The following is a 19,625-nucleotide window of genomic DNA, read 5'->3' on the forward strand; positions in this document are numbered from 1 at the left end:
TCTTGTAAATATGATATAATAACAATAAAAATTATTGTAGTCGGGGGATTAAAATGAAATATCAGTTAGTTGCGTTATTTGATAATGAGTCTAATAAACACATTGAAATAACACAAAGAAATTTATGTAGAAAATATAGACTCTATAAAACAAATCAACAATTTTATATACCTATACAGACATTAATTAACCCTGATATAGATAAATTCCATAAAATTGTTACAGATACTCTAAGCCCTTATAAAAAATTCAAAGTACAAATTAATCCTAATGTTTATTTAGATAAATCGCTAAAGACTATTAATTTAAGGGTTGAAAACAGGGGATATATAATAAGAATTGCTAGAAATATTGCAGAAACCTTATCTTTAAGCGGATTTAATATAAAAGCTGATTGCGATAAGGATTTATACATAGCCTTAGCAAACTCAAACTATTCTATAAGAAAAACCTTAAGTAATGAAGGTCCTAATGCTTTTACTCATAAAGAAGAAGATATAGCTTATGACTTTGCAAAAATAAATCGTCTTGAACTTTGGAAATTTACTAATAATAAAAAAGACACTTTAGTTAAAAATTATCTATTAAGGGAATACTAATTCTATATGTATTTAAATCGGTTTCAATAATAAAATTTTGAATTCCGATTTATTTTTTTTATAAAAATATTATGTAAACGATTTGTTAACCTTTTAATATTTATTAAAATAATATAGAATATACGTATACAAAATTTGAAGAAAGGCGGAAATATATAATGAACCTTAGTAAGCTATTCCAATTGCAGCATACTTTAGACGAAAGAATTGTTGAAGAACATAATTTGCAGGGAAAACATCTATTTCCAAATAAGATTTTAGCCCTTCAAGTTGAAATAAGTGAACTTGCTAACGAAACCCGCTGTTTTAAATTTTGGAGTAATAAAGGCCCTTCACCTAAAGAAAAAATTTTGGAGGAGTATGTTGATTGCCTCCATTTTATATTAAGCTTAGGTTTAGAGAAAAATTATTCCGATGTAGAACTTAACTTAAGATATGACACTTCCGACAACGTAGAATTGACTAAACATTTCGTGAATATATACATAGACATTAATGATTTTGTAGTTTGTTCCTCTAAAGACAACTATAAGACCTTATTTGAGGACTTCTTATGTTTAGGTTCAGACTTAGATTTTTCCTATGAAGAGATTGAAAAAGCGTATTTTGAGAAAAACAGCATAAATCACAAAAGGCAAGATGATGGTTATTAATACCATCATCCTTCACCTTTCACAATTAATATATCCTGATTTTTTAGGGTACACTATTTGTGGAAGGTGATTTTTTTATGTTTGGACTAATTTGTTCTATATTTGCTGGTATTTTTATGAGTCTTCAAGGTGTTTTTAATACCCGCCTTAGTGAAAAAGTTGGATTATGGGAAACTAATATGCTAGTCCAAGGAATAGGCTTTGCACTGACTCTAGCCATCATGTTATTTGTTGGAAAAGGAGATATAAGAAATTTATCTTCCACAAATAAATTATATTTGTTAGGCGGTCCTTTGGGTGCTGCAATTATCTTTACTGTAATGTGCGGAATTTCAAAATTAGGTCCAGCGTATGCTATAAGTACTATACTTATTGCCCAGCTTTTATCTGCTGCATTAATAGAGGCCTTTGGATTGTTTGGATCTGATAAATGTAATTTTGGCATAAATAAAATATTAGGCGTTATTATTATGCTTGTAGGGATAGTTGTATTTAAATTGAAAAGATAAAGAACCAGTTTTTTTGCTGGTTCTTTTTGCTAGTAAATAAATTTTTACAATATAACTATTTAGAGTTATTATATCATATTATTTATTAGTCTATAATTAACAATTAAGGCTTTTAAATACTATATTATATAATAGAGTAATGCATTAGGAGGATTTTCATGTTTTCCCTTAAAAATAAGCTAGATATAAACTTAAATAACGCCTTAAAAAATAAGATATATAAAAATTATCGGGTTATAATACACTGTAAGTCACTTCAAGATAAAATCGAAAAAAAATTGACATCATACAAATGTGAGATAATACGCTCAATTCCATCTGTGGGATGTATCTGTTCTAATTTATCACCCAATGTTATAGAAAAGATTATTGAATATCCTCAAGTAGATCATATATGTTTTGATAACCAGGCTTTGCTATGTGGAAGTAGTGTACTTGCTGCTAATGGTATAGTTTTTGAGAGTAATTATAAATTAACAGGAAAAAATATATGCATTGGAATAGTAGATAGCGGGGTATACCCTCATCCAGATTTAAAAAAACCTAATAATAAAATTGCTAACTTTTTAGATTTGGTTAATAATCTTAGTTACCCTTATGATGATAATGGACATGGTACATTTATTAGCGGTCTTATTTGTTCCAGTGGAAGCAGTTCTAAAGGAATGTATAAAGGTATAGCAGAAAAAAGCAGTATTTATATGATTAAAGCTTTTAATAGCTTGGGGAGAGGGTTTGTTTCTGATATATTGTATGCCATAGAAATTTTAATAAATGATAGCAGTGAAAATAATATTAGAATAATATGTCTTCCTTTTGAAATTATAAATTATGATGAGTTTACTTTATCCTTATTTTCTAAGTTATTTGATAAAGCTATAGGAAAAAATCTAATTATTGTAGTACCAAGCGGGCATAATAGCAATATAGAAAATTCAATGAGAGGAATTGCACTGTTAAAAAACTGTTTAACTATTGCTGGAATTGATACTACAAGTGTAAAAAAACCTTATATAGGTTCTTCTGCAGGACAATCTGGTAAATTAGATAAACCCGATTTATCAGCTGCTTGTGTAGATATATATTCTTTAAATTCAGACATAAACTATATATCTGAAAGAAATGGCCAAAAATTATATCCTCATCCCTTGGATAAACTTTATACTTGTTATACTGGGACATCTTGTGCTGCAGCCTATATAAGCGGCATTTGTGCTCTACTTCTTGAAAATAATCCTGACTTAACATATAAAGACATTGTTTCTCTACTTAAACTATCCTGCAATCTTCTTAACATTCCGAAAAGCATACAGGGTTCTGGCATGATAAATATGAATAAACTGCTTCCATAGTGTGGTTTACTTCACTTAAACTTACAAAAAATGTTAATAATGAAATTTCGCTAATTATATTACAATATTTATGCTATAATAATTATTAAATAATAGTTTCTATAAGTAAACGAAGGAGAAGATAAAATGATAAGCAAACATCTATTTAAAAAATTAAATGAACAATTAACTTTTGAGCTATACTCTTCTCATATTTATCTAGATATGGCTGCATATTGTTACAGTCAAGATCTAGATGGCTTCGCTAACTTTTTTAAAGTTCAAGCCGAAGAAGAAAGATTTCATGGAATGAAGTTTTTTAGCTACATCAACGAAAGAAATGGAGATATTAAAATTGGAGGATTGGATTCACCTAGAAATGAATATGAATCTGTATTAGATGTTTTTGAAAAAGCATATGAGCATGAACAAGAAGTTACTAGAAGAATATATGAATTATCTGATGTTGCTACAGAAGAGAAAGAACATGCTACTATAAGCTTCTTAAAATGGTTTATTGACGAACAAGTAGAAGAAGAAGCTAATTTTGTTACTATAATTAAAAAGTTAAAAAGAATAAAGGACGATCCTACAGCTATATATATGCTTGATGCAGAATTAGCTCAGAGAGTTTTCACTCCACCTGTTGCTACTCAAGCATAATCATTAAGATAGTTAAAAACCAGGTATATTTGTTTATTATACCTGGTTTTTAATATTTTATAATGTAACTATTTTGTTACTTTAATAATGCTCATTAACTGTAGAATTATAATTAAGATATTATATTTTTATTCCATGAGGTGAGTTTATGTTTTTTATAAAAGCTAATCCAAATAACCATATCCTATCAGAGGACATAGAACAATTTGACCTTAAGTTAAAAGTACTTAAAACTCTTGCTGTGGTACTACTACTTTTAATTGCTATAGTTTGATATATAGATGTATTATTTATTTTAAGCTCCTTGAGCTTCTACTAATTCTTCTACCCGTTCTTTTGTTTTGTTTTTCTTTGCAATAGTATCCACTATAATTCCTATTGCCCCATCTCCTGTTACATTTGTAGCTGTTCCAAAGCTATCTTGTGCCGCATGCAATGCTATCATTAATCCTTGTTGTGCAGGATTAAACATTAACATATCTTGAAGTAATCCTAGTGAAGCCATTACTCCACCCCCTGGTATTCCTGGTGCTGCTACCATAGTTATTCCTAGCATTAATATAAATGGAAACATAATTGCAAAAGTAGGATTTTGTCCATTTATCAACATGACTCCCATAGAAGCTAACACTAGAGTAATAGTATCCCCTGCTAGATGAATTGTAGCACATAGTGGAATTACAAAATCAACAATATCCTCTGATATTTCATTTTTTCTAGCACTTTGAAGTGTTACTGGTATAGTAGCTGCTGATGATTGTGTTCCAAGTGCAGTAAAATATGCAGGTATCATATTTTTTATAGCTTTAAATGGATTCTTTCCACTAATAAATCCTGCTACTGAATATTGAACTATAATATACGCTACTTGCAACAACAATAGTATTACATATACAGAAGAAAATGCTTTTAATGTCTTAAAAATTTCTCCTGCGGCTGTTAAGTTTGCAAATATACCTATTATATAAATTGGTACTAATGGTATTATTACATTTTTTACAACAAGTGAAACTACATCTTGAAAATCTCTTATAGCTAGTAATAAGCTCTTGCCTTTAATATGTGACATTCCAATCCCCAACATGAATGCCATAACAAGTGCAGTCATAACTCCCATTGCTGGATCTATCTTTATAGTAAAATAAGGTTCTAATTTCACTCCAGACTTTCCAGCTAGCTCCCCAGCTTTAATTATTTTTGGAAGTATAGATGCTCCAAGCAAATATGCTAAACTACCAGCTATTATTGTAGATAAATAAGCTATACCTGCTGTTATAGCTAATAACTTACCGGACTCTTTTCCTAAATCAGCTATACCTGGTGCAACAAATGCTATTATTATACAAGGAATTATGAAACTTAAAAAACTACCGAATATACTTGAAAAAGTTAGAAATATTTTTGATATAAAGTAAGCCCCCGTTTCTTTAGATACAGTCCCTATTATAATACCGATAATTATTCCTACAATTAACTTAGGTAAAAGTCCAACCTTTTTCATATTATAAAGCCCCCTTAAATTGAGTGTGTTTTCCCCGAGCACACATTTGTCTTTTGTTTAAGTACAAAAAGATAATATCACCTTTGAAAAAGCTTGTCAATATAAAAAATGGTTAAATAAAAGCTTAATAGCTTTTATTTAACCATTTTTATAATAATTTTGATTTATCTTAGGAATACTCGTCCTAATACTCTCATATAAATCTGTTTATATGACCCTATCTTTTCCTATAAAACAAACTGAAAGCATTCCTGCTCCTGTATGAGATGCTATTACAGGACCTACATGATTTATTATAATTTCTTTAACCTTATACTTTTCCAGTATCATTTCTTTTAAATGAAGGGCATCTTCTATACAATCACCATGACTTATACCTATTACAGAATTCTCTGGTGTTTCAATAGTTTCTTCAAATTTATTTAAAAGCTCCTTAATGGCTTTCTTTCTGCCTCGAATATTTCCTATATTCTCTAAGTTACCTTCCTTGTCAATGTATATCATAGGTTTTATCTGAAGCAAAGTTCCTATATTAGCTTTTGTTGCAGAAAGTCTTCCCCCTCTCTTTAGATGAAGTAGATCTTCTACAATAAACCAATGATGTAATTTTAATTTATTCTCTTCTACCCAGTTTATTATTTCTTCTTTTAATGCTCCACTCTTTAGCATTTCCATTGCGCTATATACAATAATTCCTTCTCCTATACAGGCACTTTTAGTATCAATTATTGTTATATCTGCATCCTTAAATTCTTCTTCTACTAACTGTTTAGCTATATTTGCACTGCTAAAACATCCGCTTATCTTAGAAGACATAGACAAGTGAATTATGGCCTTATTTTCTTTTACATACTTCTTAAATAATTCTTCAAATCTATACACATTTATTTGAGAAGTAGTTGGCATAGCTCCTCGTCTAATACCGCTGTAAAACTGCTCATAAGTTAAGGTTTTCCCTAGATCATCTACGTAATCTTTACCTTCTATATGACAAATAAGCCCTATTACTGGAATACTATTTTTCTCGATATACTCTAAAGGTAAATCACAGCTTGAATCTGTAGTTATAACTATGTTCATAATATGCTTCCCCTTTTAATTTCAAACTACTATAATTGGTTATTTTTATGATATCTTTTCTAATTTTATTCTTGTTACAATATTATATCATAAATCTAAGAACTTATATTATAAACAATCTAGTTTATAACAAAATTTGAAAATTTATTTATATGCTATCTTATTCTACTATTTTAAGATTCCTTTTAGCAGCTCTCTTCTTAGCCATTCTAATGTTCTATTTACCGTAGCAACTCTTATTCTTTGCCTATCTCCAACTAAGTTAAACTCTTTAGTCTTTACCTCTCCCTTTAAATAAAGACCTACATATACAAGTCCTACAGGTTTTTCTTCACTGCCACCGCCAGGTCCTGCAATACCTGTAGTTGATATTCCAATATCTGTTCCAGCCATCTTAGCAATTCCTTCCGCCATTTCTGCTGCTGTTTGGCTGCTTACCGCGCCGAACTTATCAAGAATATCTTTTTTAACCTTTAGCCTCTTCATTTTTGATTCATTTGTATAGGTTATTGCCCCTTCTTTAAACACCTCAGAAATACCTGGATAATTTATTATTGTTCCCGCTAAAAGCCCTCCTGTACACGATTCTGCCGTAGCTATGGTTAATTTGTTATCTACTAACATTTTTCCTATTACATCTTCTATTGAGATTTCTCCTTCACCATAAACTGCCATTCCAAGTCTGCTTCTAATTTCTCCTTCTACAGGCAATATTAATTTATTAGCTTCCTCATCATTTTTAGCCTTAGCAGTAATTCTTAGAGTAACCTCTCCATCTTTAGCATAAGGAGCTACAGTTGGGTTTTTAGATCCATCTATAATATCTTCTATTACTTCAGCTACCTTACTTTCTCCCATTCCAATAATTCTAAGTGTTTTTGAATGTAATACTCCATCTTGAAACTTCATTAAGTATGGAACCAAGCTTTCTTCAAACATAGCCTTCATTTCTCTTGGTGGTCCTGGTAAAACAGCTAATATTTTATTATTTTCTTCAATTATGCAACCTGGAGCTGTTCCATTATTATTAGGCATTATAATAGCATCTTTTGGAAAATAAGCTTGTTTTTTATTATTTTCCCCCATAGCCATATGTAGTTTTTCGAAGAAACCTTCTATATCTTTTAATACTCTTTCATGAAGTATTGGCCTTTTCCCAAAATAATCAAAAGCTACTTCTTTTGTTAAATCATCCTTAGTAGGTCCAAGTCCTCCTGTTGTTATTACCAATTCAGCTCTTTCAAATGCTAAATCATACGCTTGTCTTAATCTTTCTTCATTGTCTCCAACCACAGATTGATGATAAACTTCTATTCCTAATTGAGCTAAACGATTTGCTATATATTGAGCATTTGTATTAACTATATTTCCTAATAAGATCTCTGTGCCAACTGCTAATATTTCAGCCCTCATTTTTTAACCTTCTTTCATTTTATTTCACTATATATTATATCAAAAAAAACAAATGCTCATTAGAATTATATTTTCTATATTGCTTATACTGTTTTAACTATGCAATTCTAATTTTATTATCTAATATAATTAATTCATAACTATATAATTTATTCTTTACAAACATATTATTCTTTGCAATTGCATTTGCTTCTTTCAGATCTTTTGCCTTAAATACAAGAGAACCCCCATTTTTATTAAAATATCCGCCGCCAATTAAATACTTATCTTTGCCATTTGAATTTAACCTTGTTATATGTGCACCTGTACATTGCCCTTTAGAACTTTTGCCCTCTATTGAATAGTTAACTCTTACAAATAAATTAGCATCGTTTTGCATAAACGTACCCCCATAACCATAATATACCTTTAAATCTGTATATTTTGATTATATAGAACATATGTTCGCTTGTCAATATATTTTGACTTTATTATTTATATATCTTTTTTAAGTTGTACAATTCGACAATGTATTTGTAGATTATTGCTGGCTTTCCCTCCAAAACTCCTTTACATTCTTTTCTATATCTTTAGAGTTTTTGACGACTATTGATGAGTGCCATTCCTTTGGAAACAACTTATAGTAACTTGGATATACAAATCTTTCATCAATTAAAAGAATTATTCCCTTATCTTTTTCTGTACGTATAACCCTCCCAGCTGCTTGCATAACTTTATTCATACCTGGATACATATATGCATACTCAAATCCTTGATTATTGTTATGAAGAAAATAATCATTTATGATATTCCTTTCTAAACAAACTTGAGGCAGAGCTACTCCAATGATTATAGTTCCTATTAGTTTATCTCCTGTTAAATCAATTCCCTCTGAAAAAAGTCCACCCATCACTGCAAAGCCAACTAATTCTTCTTCATTATCAGAAGAAAATTTATTTAAAAACTCTTCTCTTTCTTCTTCATTCATATATGCTTCTTGGAGTATTGTTTTTATATCTGGGTTCTTCTCACAAAATCTTGTGTATACTTCATTCATATATCTGTATGATGGAAAAAACACTAGATAATTACCCTTTTTCCCATTTACTACAGCTTCTATATCTTCAACTATCTTATAATACGTAAATTCTCTTTTTTTATATGTGGTTTGAACTTTAGAATCTATAATTACACATAAATTTTTTCTATCAAAAGGAGAATTTAGTTTTAGTTTGTAGGATTCTTTATCTCCCCCTAAAATTTCTATAAAATAGTCCATAGGTAAAAGTGTTGCTGAAAACAATATAGTAGCTTTTCCACGTTTCATTGCCTCTCCAAGTAAATAAGATGGATCAAGACAAAACATTTTTAGTTTAACATCATCATTTATTTTTTCTATATAGGTTACATATCTTTCATCATACTCTTCAAAAGTTCTTATAAATGCTAGTGATTTAAAATATAACTCTAATAAGTATTCTTTAAACTTGACACTCTTATCCTTATTTTCTAGAATCCATTTTTCGGCATCAAATATAAATTCCCTTAACATTGGTATTATCTCTTTTGGTGATTCCATATCTATATACTGGTTATCATTTTCTTCACATAACTTTCTTAAATCTATCATGTGAGAATTAATTTTATTGAGAATTTTTGAAATATCCTTTGAGTATTCTTTACTAAGCTTTTTCAACTCTAAAAATTCTCTTTTATTCATTTCTGCCGAAAACATTTCTCTAGCTCTGTCAACTAAATTATGAGCCTCATCAATTAAAAATGTAAAATCTGTACTTCCTTCTAGAAAAAATCTTTTTAAGTATACCCTAGGATCAAAGACATAATTGTAATCACAAATTATGCAATCAGCAAAATTAGCTAGCTCTAAAGAAAATTCAAAGGGGCAAACCTTATGCTTTAAAGCGTACTTTTCAATAGTTTCTCTTGAAAAATTTTCTTCATCATTGTATATATTTCTAATAGCATCATTAATTCTATCAAAATGTCCTTTAGCAAATTCACACTTTTCCGGGTCACACCCATCTTCTGGTTTAAAGCATATCTTATCCTTGGCTGTAATAGTAAGGCTCTTAATTTTCAAACCACCATTTCTCATACCTCCTAAGGCTTTCTCTGCTGCCGTTCTTGTTATAGTTTTTGCCGTCAAATAAAATACTTTGGACGTATGCCCTTCCCCCATAGCTTTTAGACTTGGAAAAATGGTTGCAGCCGTTTTACCTATTCCTGTAGGGGCCTGCACAAATATTTTTTTCCCTTCAGCTATAGTTTTATAAACAGATACAGCTAATTTTCTTTGCCCTTCTCTATATGTGGAAAATGGAAAGTTTAGCCCCTTAATAGATTTATTTCTACACTCTTCCCAACTATTTAGAACTTTAGCCCAATCTATATACCTATTAACTAAATCCAGAAAAAAACTTTCTAACTCGCTAAAAGTAAATGATTTAATAAATTTTTTTATTTCCTTCGTGTCCATTTGATAATATGTAAGCTGAACAAATATATCTTGCAAATTATTTTCCTTTGCATAGATAAAGCCATAACACTTCGCTTGTGCCCAATGCAGTTCATTGTATTCCTCTTCAATAAATTCTAAAGGCCTTGTTGTGGTCTTTATTTCATCTATAGTAACCTTTTTATCTTCTTCAATTATTCCATCTGCTCGTCCGCTTATTTCCATTAATATATCTTCACTTTCAAAAACATAAGAAAGGGTTACTTCTGGTTTATATTCCTTTGGTGAAGACTTTTGAATTTTTTGATGTGCCTTTATAGCATCTGTATTTCTTGAGCTTCCTGTAAAAGTAGAAATTAAATCTCCAGACCTTAACACAAATTCTACTAGATTCCTTACTGAAATCTTAATCGTACTTTTACCTTTCATAAGCCTATCCTTTCTAAATGAATATTTATTGTATAAATATCACTTCTAAATTTCACTTTATCTAATTATAAACCATTGTAATAGTTCCTAAAACAATTATATTTTATAATAATTATACCTTATAAAATGTCAGCCTTTTAATAAGGTTATAATAGCAGTAAGGGTCTGTCGCATTAAGAAATTTACATACAATATACTGTTTTGCAAGTTTAAAATTAAAACAATATATTGTAGTGTTTATTCTTAGTGCGACAGCCCCCTACTATTGCTGTTTGTAACTATGAAACATTTAAATTAATCAATTTTTATTCTATAAATGTATACAGATCTCAATGACTTATTATCAAACCTGTTTAAGTAGTCGTATAATGAAACATATAATCTATTTTCAGTATGTTGAGCCATAAACAAGTCATATCTGCCAACTTGAAAGTTATATCCTTTTCCATGTATTACTTGAGTATGGTAAGGATAATTATTTTGATTAGGGTCTCCATGCTGGATTACATCTCCTTCATACAATAAGGGATATAACTTTTCGAAATTATCTAAAGCTTGCTGTACAGTTAAAATTATATATTCTGCAGCTCTATTTCTGCCTAATCCATCTTCATTTCCCCAATGCCTTCTAAAATATCTTGCTGCTCTCCAAGTTATAGCTATATTAGTTAAATCTTTAGTATTTATAGTATTACAAAACCATGATTCAAGTTTATCCCATCTAGGATAGCCAGTCTCATCTATTCCTCCAGCTTTTAATACTTGAGATACAAAATTTGCACAATCGTCCGTTTCAAAGTATGGATAGTTATTTATATTTGGATTTAATGCATATCTCTCAGCATATTCCTTTGCTGCCTTTCTATCATAGTTTAAGTTTAATCTTCCCATAACATAATTTCTTCTATTATATTCTCTCATACTATCCCCTAAAATAATTGATATTAATATATAGATATCAATTTAAATTAGGTTTTATGTCAGGGGACAAACTCATTAACCCCAGGGGTGCAAAATTTTCCATACAAAACCTATCCTACCCACTCTTTTCTATTAGTAATATTAATTCTTCTTCAATTAGTATTCTTCCTATAGCAATTTTGACATATAAGAGAGAACAAAGTTGTCATATAAGTAGTAGCAGTCTTGTCGTATCTAATGCGACAACTGAGTGTAATGCAGAAAACATATAGGCACATAGCACTGGTTTTACAAATACCCATGGGGTCAATGTCATAAAACTGAAAATTGACAATGTGCAATAACTGCTCATTGTCAACTTTTTCATATAGTTTACTTATTTTTTATTAAGGTCTGTTATAAGAATATTTTCTCATAGGTGAGTTAGCATCATAATCGGAGTTATAATCTTTACTAATAATAGAACTTGATCCATGGATTCAAGTTTCCAGATCAAATATATCTGGATCACAGAACTCAACGTATATCCTGGTAATGATCTCAAATATAATATTCTGGTTATGCTCATCAATAATAGGGTTATTTTTTATTTCATTTTCTATTTTTATTCCATATTTATTTTTAGGATTTACCATTGCTCCACATTCACAATCTTGTTTGTGAATGCAATTATTATAGTTATAGTCATTTAACTCAAGATGAAGCAACTCAGGCACAATTAGTGTTTTACAGGAATCTTTTTTATCTTTCAATATTATAGTAAAAGGTATGGTAATATCAAACCTACTGTGATTACAATGATTGCAGTATCGTACAACTGCATTATTGTAACCAAATACTACTTCACTTATTTCTGGAGTAAATTCAATCTCATCAGGAATTCTGCTAATTACGGAAGAGGTTTTTTCTAAAAGAGGACTTTCTTTTGTCAGTATATCGGTTCCTATCTTATTAGGCATATTTTCTTTATTTGTATTTTCTACTTCTTTTTCAGATAAAACTTCTTGGTATAAATCGGAAATATATTTTACTACAAGTCGACTATCAAATTTTTTTTCACACCAGCTTCTACCTCGTCTTCCTAAAAATTTACACACTTTGGTGCCTTGTAGCAATTTATTTAAATCTTTTGCAAGTGTTAAGGGATCTGCTTTTTTTATTGAATCATGGTCACCAAAATACATATTCCATTGCTCGTTCATACGTTTAGGACTAATGATTCCGGTATATCCATGATTCCCTACGGCAATAACTGGCTTACCACAACTCATGGCCTCAAGTGCCACTCTTGCGGTGCCAACTACAATATTTGCATTCTGATAATAAGGCAATACGTCAAATTTCGCACCTACTACATGAATTGCATCTCTTTGTAATATTTTATTCAGAATGTTTACTTCATGTGTGATTAAATTTTTATCAGCTCCATCTCCAATAACAAAAGCATGTAGATTTTTATTTTCAGTCATTAAAATAAAACATGCAAAAATAAAAGCTTCGGCAGCTAAGGTTTTTCCCCAATCTAGACGACTGCAGTAAGTTATAACCTGAGATTTTTCAGGTATACCAAGCTGATTTTTTAAACCTTTTACTTTATGCTGAGGATGAAAATTCTCCATATCAATTCCATTTGGAATCACCACAATTTCTCCTCTTATTCTTGAGCCTAATTTTGATTCAATTAGTTTTTTGATTGGTTCGCTTACTGCAATAATTTTAGTTGCATTGATACAGGACATAAATAGTACATCATTAGGATAAAATAAGCCATGTAATGTGACTATATATGGTATCTTGTAGCTTCTATAAATATCATTTCCTAGACGCATACTCGCAAAAAGGTGGCAGTGAAGCAAATTGATTTTTTCTTCATCTATTATTTTCTTTGTTAATTTAATTAACTTCATAATGTTTTTATTAGAAATATAGTCGCTAGTAAAAGGAATTTTTACAATTTTTAATCCATAATGCTTGAACACTTCTGTTAGTGGACCCCCAGAGGTTCCGATAATTACATGTGCCCCTAACTTTTTCAGCGATTTTGCAAGCTCTAATACATACATCTCTGTTCCACCAATATTTAGGGCATCTATAAGCATCAATATTCTTAAGGGGCTATCTTCCTTTGATCTACTGACTATATACTGCTCACTTTCTAAATTTTTGTAGAGTTCCCTATACTTTATAAAATTTTGTATTCCGCTTTGACTTAGCTGAGCTTCTACTGTTTCAGAATAATTTTTTTCATTTTGAATATGATAGGAATTTTTATGTCTTCTATAATAATAAAGAATGCTGTTGACTTTTTCTAATCTACCTTGTTTAATCAAATATAAAAATATCTGAAGGTAGTCTTCTAGTTCATTTTCTTCTTTATGGAATTCAACTCCATTTAATAGACTTCTACGCATTAGTATTGTAGGAAATATAACTGGAGAAAATCCATTGATAATTGCATTTTCAATCTGTTCTTTGGATATATGAGCATTTTGAATTTTCTCTATAAAAGTACAGGCATTACGATAGCTAGTATCATTAGTAAAACATCTGATAAGGCATGAAACCATCCCTAAATCATCATTGGATTTAAGGTAATTGAGCTGTTCATCAAACCTGGTAGGAGAACTAATATCATCTGGATCATGAAATGTGATAAAATCTCCATGTGCTTGCTGCAAACCATATTTTAATGAATTAAATAAGCCTTCATGTTCTACAAAAGCATGATAATGAATTCTGTCATCCTGTATCTTTTTTATTTCTTCTTCAATATTTTCTGTGGAATTATCATTAATAATAATAAGCTCCCAGTTTTCAAAAGTTTGATTACATATGCTTTTAATGGATTCAAAGATATACTGCTTACAATTGTATACTGGCATAATAACACTAATTTCTGGCTTCATAATCATTATTCACCTGCTTTTTTTATCTACTGATAATATAAGATGTCAGATAGATTCTCTACTCTGTAGCCATTGTGTAAAAGATTAAAAATAAATTCAAAATCTTCTGCACCATCAATACGTTTATTTATACCTCCAGTTTTATCTATAATGTCACTTCGAAAAAGAAGCGTATTAAAATTCATGCAAGGCATAAAATCAACGCTATAGGAATATTCAATATCATCTTTGAATTTTATATAATTTCCACTGTCATTATAATTTGTACCTACAACACTATACATGAAATTGTTTCTTAAAAACTCAATTTGTTCTTCTATTCTTTTTGGATGGCTTTTACCTCCGACATTGTGAAATGCTATAAATTCCCCTCTAGAAAGATAAGACCCTATATTATAAAACCAAGGAAATCCAACTTCCCTTGGTAGAGGGAAATATACTAAATCTTTAAATTTACCATTATTTTTATATGGTTCTGCCCATTTGTTAATAAAGTCTTCTGTATTAATATCAGGCTGCTCATCTATAATAACTAATTCAAGATTATCGTAAGTTTGAGAGGCTATACTCTCTAAGGTTTCCTTAACTTTATCCGATATACCTTTTATTGGTAAAACGATACTTGCTTGTCCTTCATTTTTTTTCCTTTTTTCTTTGTAGTTATGAGTTACGGCATCCCCCTCATAAAGACTCCGTGAAAATTGCTTATCATGGTTTCTGTAGAAATACAGGTTTTCATTTAAGTTCTCAACGATAAAGTCATGATTTACAATATTACTCACAAAAAAGAAATCATTAGAAAATAGAACTGCTTTATTAAAGCCAATGACCTCATCGATAATATAGGCACGGATCATAAGTGTCCCGTAGCACACACAGTGCTTAATATCAGTCTTATAGTTTCTTTCAATTTCATTTGCATCAAAACTAATCCAGCCGCTGGTAGATGTAATGTTTGATATATCATCCCGAAAAGATGAAAATACAGTGCCTAATGCGGCAGTATCAGGATGTTCCTGAAGATATTTTACCTGCTTTTCAATTTTTTCATCATGACTAATGTCATCAGCGTCGTGAAATACAACATACTCTCCTTTTGATAGACATAAGCCAACATTTACGGCCCACTCGAAACCAAGATTTCTTGGCAGCCGTACATACACAAAGTCCGTAAACTTGTCCATATTTTCAGTAAGCCATTCATTTACAATAGTTTTTGTGTTATCCTGTGAACAATCATCTATCAAAATAATCTCTATATTAGAATAGGTTTGCCTTTTTAAACTTTCAAGGGTATCAATTATATAGCGATCATAATTATAGGCAGGGATAATTACGCTTACAAGTCCTGCTGCCCGATCATATAACATTGTCATTTTATATCACTTCTCCAAAAGTAAATTATATTTAAAATCAAGTTACATAGGATGCATAAATAATTCATTGAAACTACTCAAAGAAAACATTTTATTAACGTCACATAATTAATATATGAGTAAAATCATAAAATGTTCTATTTATTCCTAATTTCAATATAGCCTTGACAATGTTTAATAAAATTTAAGAATTGTTAATAACTTTTTAATTAAGCTCTCATTATTATTTTCACAATATGATACCTATCATAATATTATGAAAATACGGATTACTAAATCCATTAGTTAGATATTTTAATTTGCTGTAAAAAGGAGAGGGCTTTATGAAGATATTAGTTAGTGGCGGTGCAGGATTTATAGGATCTAATTTAGTAGATAAACTTATAAATCTAGGACACAATGTATGTATAATAGATAATTTATCTACTGGAAATATAAATAATGTAAATAAAAAAGCTCAATTATATATAAATGATATTTTGGATTCTAATATATCAAAAATATTTGAAAAGGAAAAATTTGATATAGTCTATCATCTAGCAGCACAGATAAATGTGCAAAAATCTATAATGAATCCTATATTTGATTCTGATGTAAATGTATGTGGTACTATAAATATAATAAATAATTGTGTTAACTATAATGTTAAAAAAATAGTATATTCTTCTTCAGCAGCTGTTTATGGTCAACCCCAATACCTACCTATAGATGAAAGGCATGAAATAAGACCCATATCTTATTACGGATTATCTAAATATACTGCTGAAGAATATATAAGAGTGTTTAGTAATTTAAATAATTTAGACTTCACCATACTCAGATATGCAAATGTATACGGAATAAGGCAAGATCCAAAGGGGGAAGGTGGCGTAATATCCACATTTATGAATAGTTTATTTAAAAAGCAACCACTATATATATTTGGAGATGGTAGTGCCTTAAGAGACTACATCTTTGTAGAAGATATCGTTGACGCTAATATTGCAGCTCTCAACAGTGGAGGCAAAGAGAGATTTAATATAGGCACTGGAGTTTATACTTCTGTCAAGGAACTAGCTGAAAATATGATAGATATCATTGACCTAAAATGTAATATAGAGTATGCATCACCTAGAAAAGGAGATATAGAAAATTCATATTTTAATATTAGTAAAGCTAAAAATAAACTTAATTGGATTCCAAGATTTAGTTTGAAAGATGGACTGAAGAAAACTATAGAATATTATAAAAACCCTTGATGAAACTTTTCATCAAGGGTTTTCTAATTATAATACTTTACTTAAGAAATCTTTTGTTCTATCCATTTTAGCATTATTAAATATTTCATCTGGTGTACCTTCTTCTAATATTACTCCACCATCCATAAAGAATACTCTATCTCCAACTTCTTTTGCAAATCCCATCTCATGAGTTACAACTACCATTGTCATACCTTCTTTTGCTAGTTCCTTCATAACCTCTAAAACTTCTCCAACCATTTCAGGATCTAATGCTGAGGTAGGTTCGTCAAATAACATTACATCTGGTGACATTGCAAGTGCTCTCGCTATAGCTATTCTTTGCTTTTGACCACCTGATAGCTGTTTTGGGTAGCTGTTTGCTTTGTCTTTAAGTCCAACACGCTCTAATAGCCTTAAAGCTACCTTTTCAGCTTCCTCTTTTGAATATTTGTTTAGCTTTATTGGAGCTAAAGTTATATTATCTAATATGCTCAAATGAGGGAATAGATTAAACTGTTGAAACACCATCCCCATTTTTTCTCTTTGCTTATTTATATCATTATTTTTATCAGTAATAGATTTTCCTTCAAAGATTATTTCTCCATCTGTAGGTTCTTCTAAAAGATTAAGACATCTTAAGAAGGTACTTTTACCTGAACCTGAAGGTCCTATTACAACTACAACTTCTCCTTTTTTTATATGGGTATTTACGCCCTTTAAAACCTCTAAATTTCCGAACTTCTTAACTAGATTATTTACCTTAATCACTTACCTTCATCCTCCTTTCAGCAACACCTAATAATTTTGAAAGTCCAAAGGTTAATACAAAATACATAACCGCTGCCATAATATAAGGTGTGAATATCTTATAGGTAGCTCCTGATGCTACTCTTGCATTAAACATAAGTTCATGTATTCCAACTACAGAGATAATCGCTGACTCCTTAATTACTGTTATAAATTCATTTCCAAGTGACGGTAATATAGCTTTTATAGCTTGTGGTATTATTATATATTTCATTGCCATATTATAATTTAAACCAAGAGATCTTGCAGCTTCCATTTGCCCTTTATCAATTGACTGAATTCCTCCCCTTATTATTTCTGCTACATAAGCTGTACTATTTATTGTCAACGCTAAAATAACAGAAGCAAAATCCGTAAGATTAGTTCCAAAGGCATCTACTTGAGGTAACTCAAATCCAATCATAGGTAATCCATAATATAAAATATATAATTGCACTAATAGTGGAGTTCCTCTTACAATCTCTACAAAAGTTGAAGAAACACCTCTTAATAATTTATTACTTGAAAGCTTCATTAAAGCAAATAATATTCCAAAAACAACGGCAAAAATCACTGTAAAAAATGCTATCATAACAGTTATTCCTGCACCACTTAGAAAGTATCCGAAATATTTAGATACAAATTCTAAAACCTCTCCCATTAAAATTCCTCCTACCTTAACAAAAGATAATGACATGGTGCCATTATCTTTTGATTTTAAAATTTATTCATTTATTACTATTATTTATACATAACTCTTGTATTATTATTGTTGTTTAATTACACTTGCTGCATCAATAAATTTATTTATTTTATCTTCTGATAATAATCTATCTATTGTTTTATTTACTATTTCAACTAAATCTTTACTACCCTTTTGGACTCCTACAGCAGAACCTCCATCTGGATCTTGAACTTTTACATTTGATAATGCTAGACCTTTTTCTTGAGCTACATAAGCTTTTGCTACTGGATACTCAATAACAATAGCATCAACCTTTTTAGTTTTCAAAGAAAGAACAAGTTCTGTAACCTTTCCTAAGGAAGTAACTTTTGTAGATTTTATTTGTTCTTTTGCTATCTTTTCTTGAATTGAAGATGTTTGAGCTCCTACCTTAACTGGTGCTAAGCTTTCTAGCGTATTGAACTTTTCTTTATCTTCAGCTCTTACTATTACGCTTTGATCAGCTTTAAGATATATCTTTGAAAAGTCAACTTCCTTCATTCTAGCAGCAGTTGGAGTCATTCCTGATATAACTAAATCAATTTTTCCTGTCTTTAGTGAAGGAATAAGTCCATCAAAGTCCATATCCTTAATTTCAAGCTGAACTCCAAGATCTTTTGCAATTTCCTTTGCAATTTCAATGTCAAAACCTACTATTTGGTCTTTTCCATCCTTCATTGTATGAAATTCATATGGTGGATAGTCTGCACATGTTCCAAGTACTAGCTTTCCTGCCTTTTTTATTTGATCAACTTTTGATTGGCTTTGGTTTGCTCCATCTTTTTGTTGAGTTTCTTGCTTATTATTCTCTTTGTCATTTGCAGTTTTACTGCCACAACCTACTAACGTTAAGCCTAGGCACATTATTATTGTAAGCATAACTGCTGTCATCTTTCTAATCTTAATCATTCTTATTCCCCCTAGTAATCATCTTCCGCATTATTATACATCAAGATTTATATTTATTCAACCATTTTATATTAATATTTATAAAAAAATATTGATTATTTATAAGCAATTTCTGGGTACTTATCTATATAAATACTAAAAGTGATTGTA

17 protein-coding genes and 1 pseudogene are annotated in these 19,625 nt (G+C 30.0%); 7 read left to right on the forward strand and 11 right to left on the reverse strand.

The annotated features are described in order from the left end of the window. Nucleotides 1-53: 53 nt before the first annotated feature. The 6 genes from ACWW38_RS09200 to ACWW38_RS09225 all read left to right on the forward strand — a co-directional run bounded on the left by ACWW38_RS09200 (nucleotide 54) and on the right by ACWW38_RS09225 (nucleotide 4,029). Nucleotides 54-599, forward strand: coding sequence for a 2'-5' RNA ligase (locus tag ACWW38_RS09200; RefSeq protein WP_456257296.1), 546 nt, complete (start codon nucleotides 54-56; stop codon nucleotides 597-599). 158 nt (nucleotides 600-757) lie between these two features. Then, nucleotides 758-1,252 (forward strand): dUTP diphosphatase, encoded by a 495-nt coding sequence (locus ACWW38_RS09205; protein WP_456257297.1) that lies wholly within the window; start codon nucleotides 758-760, stop codon nucleotides 1,250-1,252. A 77-nt stretch (nucleotides 1,253-1,329) separates the two neighbouring features. Then, nucleotides 1,330-1,761, forward strand: coding sequence for a DMT family transporter (locus tag ACWW38_RS09210; protein ID WP_456257298.1), 432 nt, complete (start codon nucleotides 1,330-1,332; stop codon nucleotides 1,759-1,761). Between the two features lie 158 nt (nucleotides 1,762-1,919). Then, nucleotides 1,920-3,113, forward strand: a complete 1,194-nt coding sequence (locus ACWW38_RS09215; protein WP_456257299.1) for a S8 family serine peptidase — start codon at nucleotides 1,920-1,922, stop codon at nucleotides 3,111-3,113. 126 nt (nucleotides 3,114-3,239) lie between these two features. Then, a complete protein-coding gene (locus tag ACWW38_RS09220; protein WP_456257300.1) occupies nucleotides 3,240-3,755 on the forward strand; it encodes a ferritin in 516 nt (171 codons plus the stop codon). Between the two features lie 148 nt (nucleotides 3,756-3,903). Continuing rightward, nucleotides 3,904-4,029, forward strand: a complete 126-nt coding sequence (locus ACWW38_RS09225; RefSeq protein WP_456257301.1) for a hypothetical protein — start codon at nucleotides 3,904-3,906, stop codon at nucleotides 4,027-4,029. Between the two features lie 21 nt (nucleotides 4,030-4,050). On the opposite strand, the gene ACWW38_RS09230 is transcribed toward ACWW38_RS09225, so the two are convergent. The 8 genes and pseudogenes from ACWW38_RS09230 to ACWW38_RS09265 form a co-directional block, all read right to left on the reverse strand. Further along, nucleotides 4,051-5,256 (reverse strand): dicarboxylate/amino acid:cation symporter, encoded by a 1,206-nt coding sequence (locus ACWW38_RS09230; RefSeq protein ID WP_456257302.1) that lies wholly within the window; start codon nucleotides 5,254-5,256, stop codon nucleotides 4,051-4,053. 207 nt (nucleotides 5,257-5,463) lie between these two features. Further along, nucleotides 5,464-6,336: a DegV family protein gene (locus ACWW38_RS09235; protein WP_456257303.1), complete on the reverse strand. Its 873-nt coding sequence runs from the start codon at nucleotides 6,334-6,336 to the stop codon at nucleotides 5,464-5,466. Between the two features lie 168 nt (nucleotides 6,337-6,504). Beyond that, complete coding sequence (locus tag ACWW38_RS09240) at nucleotides 6,505-7,749, reverse strand: competence/damage-inducible protein A (RefSeq protein WP_456257304.1); 1,245 nt, start codon at nucleotides 7,747-7,749, stop codon at nucleotides 6,505-6,507. A 97-nt stretch (nucleotides 7,750-7,846) separates the two neighbouring features. Next, the gene (locus ACWW38_RS09245) at nucleotides 7,847-8,128 is read right to left on the reverse strand and encodes a hypothetical protein (RefSeq protein ID WP_456257305.1); all 282 of its coding nucleotides are present in this window, start codon (nucleotides 8,126-8,128) and stop codon (nucleotides 7,847-7,849) included. Nucleotides 8,129-8,269: 141 nt separating this feature from the next. Continuing rightward, nucleotides 8,270-10,633, reverse strand: a complete 2,364-nt coding sequence (locus tag ACWW38_RS09250) for an ATP-dependent DNA helicase (protein WP_456257306.1) — start codon at nucleotides 10,631-10,633, stop codon at nucleotides 8,270-8,272. A gap of 294 nt (nucleotides 10,634-10,927) precedes the next feature. Continuing rightward, nucleotides 10,928-11,554, reverse strand: a complete 627-nt coding sequence (locus ACWW38_RS09255) for an amidase domain-containing protein (RefSeq protein ID WP_456257307.1) — start codon at nucleotides 11,552-11,554, stop codon at nucleotides 10,928-10,930. 386 nt (nucleotides 11,555-11,940) lie between these two features. After that, nucleotides 11,941-14,460 (reverse strand): annotated as a pseudogene (locus ACWW38_RS09260) (glycosyltransferase). 26 nt (nucleotides 14,461-14,486) lie between these two features. Beyond that, on the reverse strand, nucleotides 14,487-15,836 hold the full coding sequence (locus tag ACWW38_RS09265) for a glycosyltransferase (RefSeq protein ID WP_456257308.1): 1,350 nt from the start codon (nucleotides 15,834-15,836) through the stop codon (nucleotides 14,487-14,489). 323 nt (nucleotides 15,837-16,159) lie between these two features. Between ACWW38_RS09265 and ACWW38_RS09270 the strand changes: the two genes are divergently transcribed. Beyond that, entirely contained in the window at nucleotides 16,160-17,074 is a 915-nt protein-coding gene (locus ACWW38_RS09270) for a GDP-mannose 4,6-dehydratase (RefSeq protein ID WP_456257309.1), read from the forward strand. A 27-nt stretch (nucleotides 17,075-17,101) separates the two neighbouring features. Here the strand turns inward: ACWW38_RS09270 and ACWW38_RS09275 are convergent, their stop codons facing one another. The 3 genes from ACWW38_RS09275 to ACWW38_RS09285 all read right to left on the reverse strand — a co-directional run bounded on the left by ACWW38_RS09275 (nucleotide 17,102) and on the right by ACWW38_RS09285 (nucleotide 19,475). Then, nucleotides 17,102-17,824, reverse strand: coding sequence for an amino acid ABC transporter ATP-binding protein (locus ACWW38_RS09275; protein ID WP_456257310.1), 723 nt, complete (start codon nucleotides 17,822-17,824; stop codon nucleotides 17,102-17,104). Continuing rightward, entirely contained in the window at nucleotides 17,817-18,503 is a 687-nt protein-coding gene (locus ACWW38_RS09280) for an amino acid ABC transporter permease (RefSeq protein WP_456257311.1), read from the reverse strand. Before ACWW38_RS09280 ends, ACWW38_RS09275 begins: the two co-directional genes overlap by 8 nt. 105 nt (nucleotides 18,504-18,608) lie before the next feature. Further along, nucleotides 18,609-19,475, reverse strand: coding sequence for an ABC transporter substrate-binding protein (locus ACWW38_RS09285; RefSeq protein WP_456257312.1), 867 nt, complete (start codon nucleotides 19,473-19,475; stop codon nucleotides 18,609-18,611). Nucleotides 19,476-19,625 lie beyond the last annotated feature (150 nt).

This window comes from Clostridium sp. JNZ J1-5 (assembly GCF_053901425.1).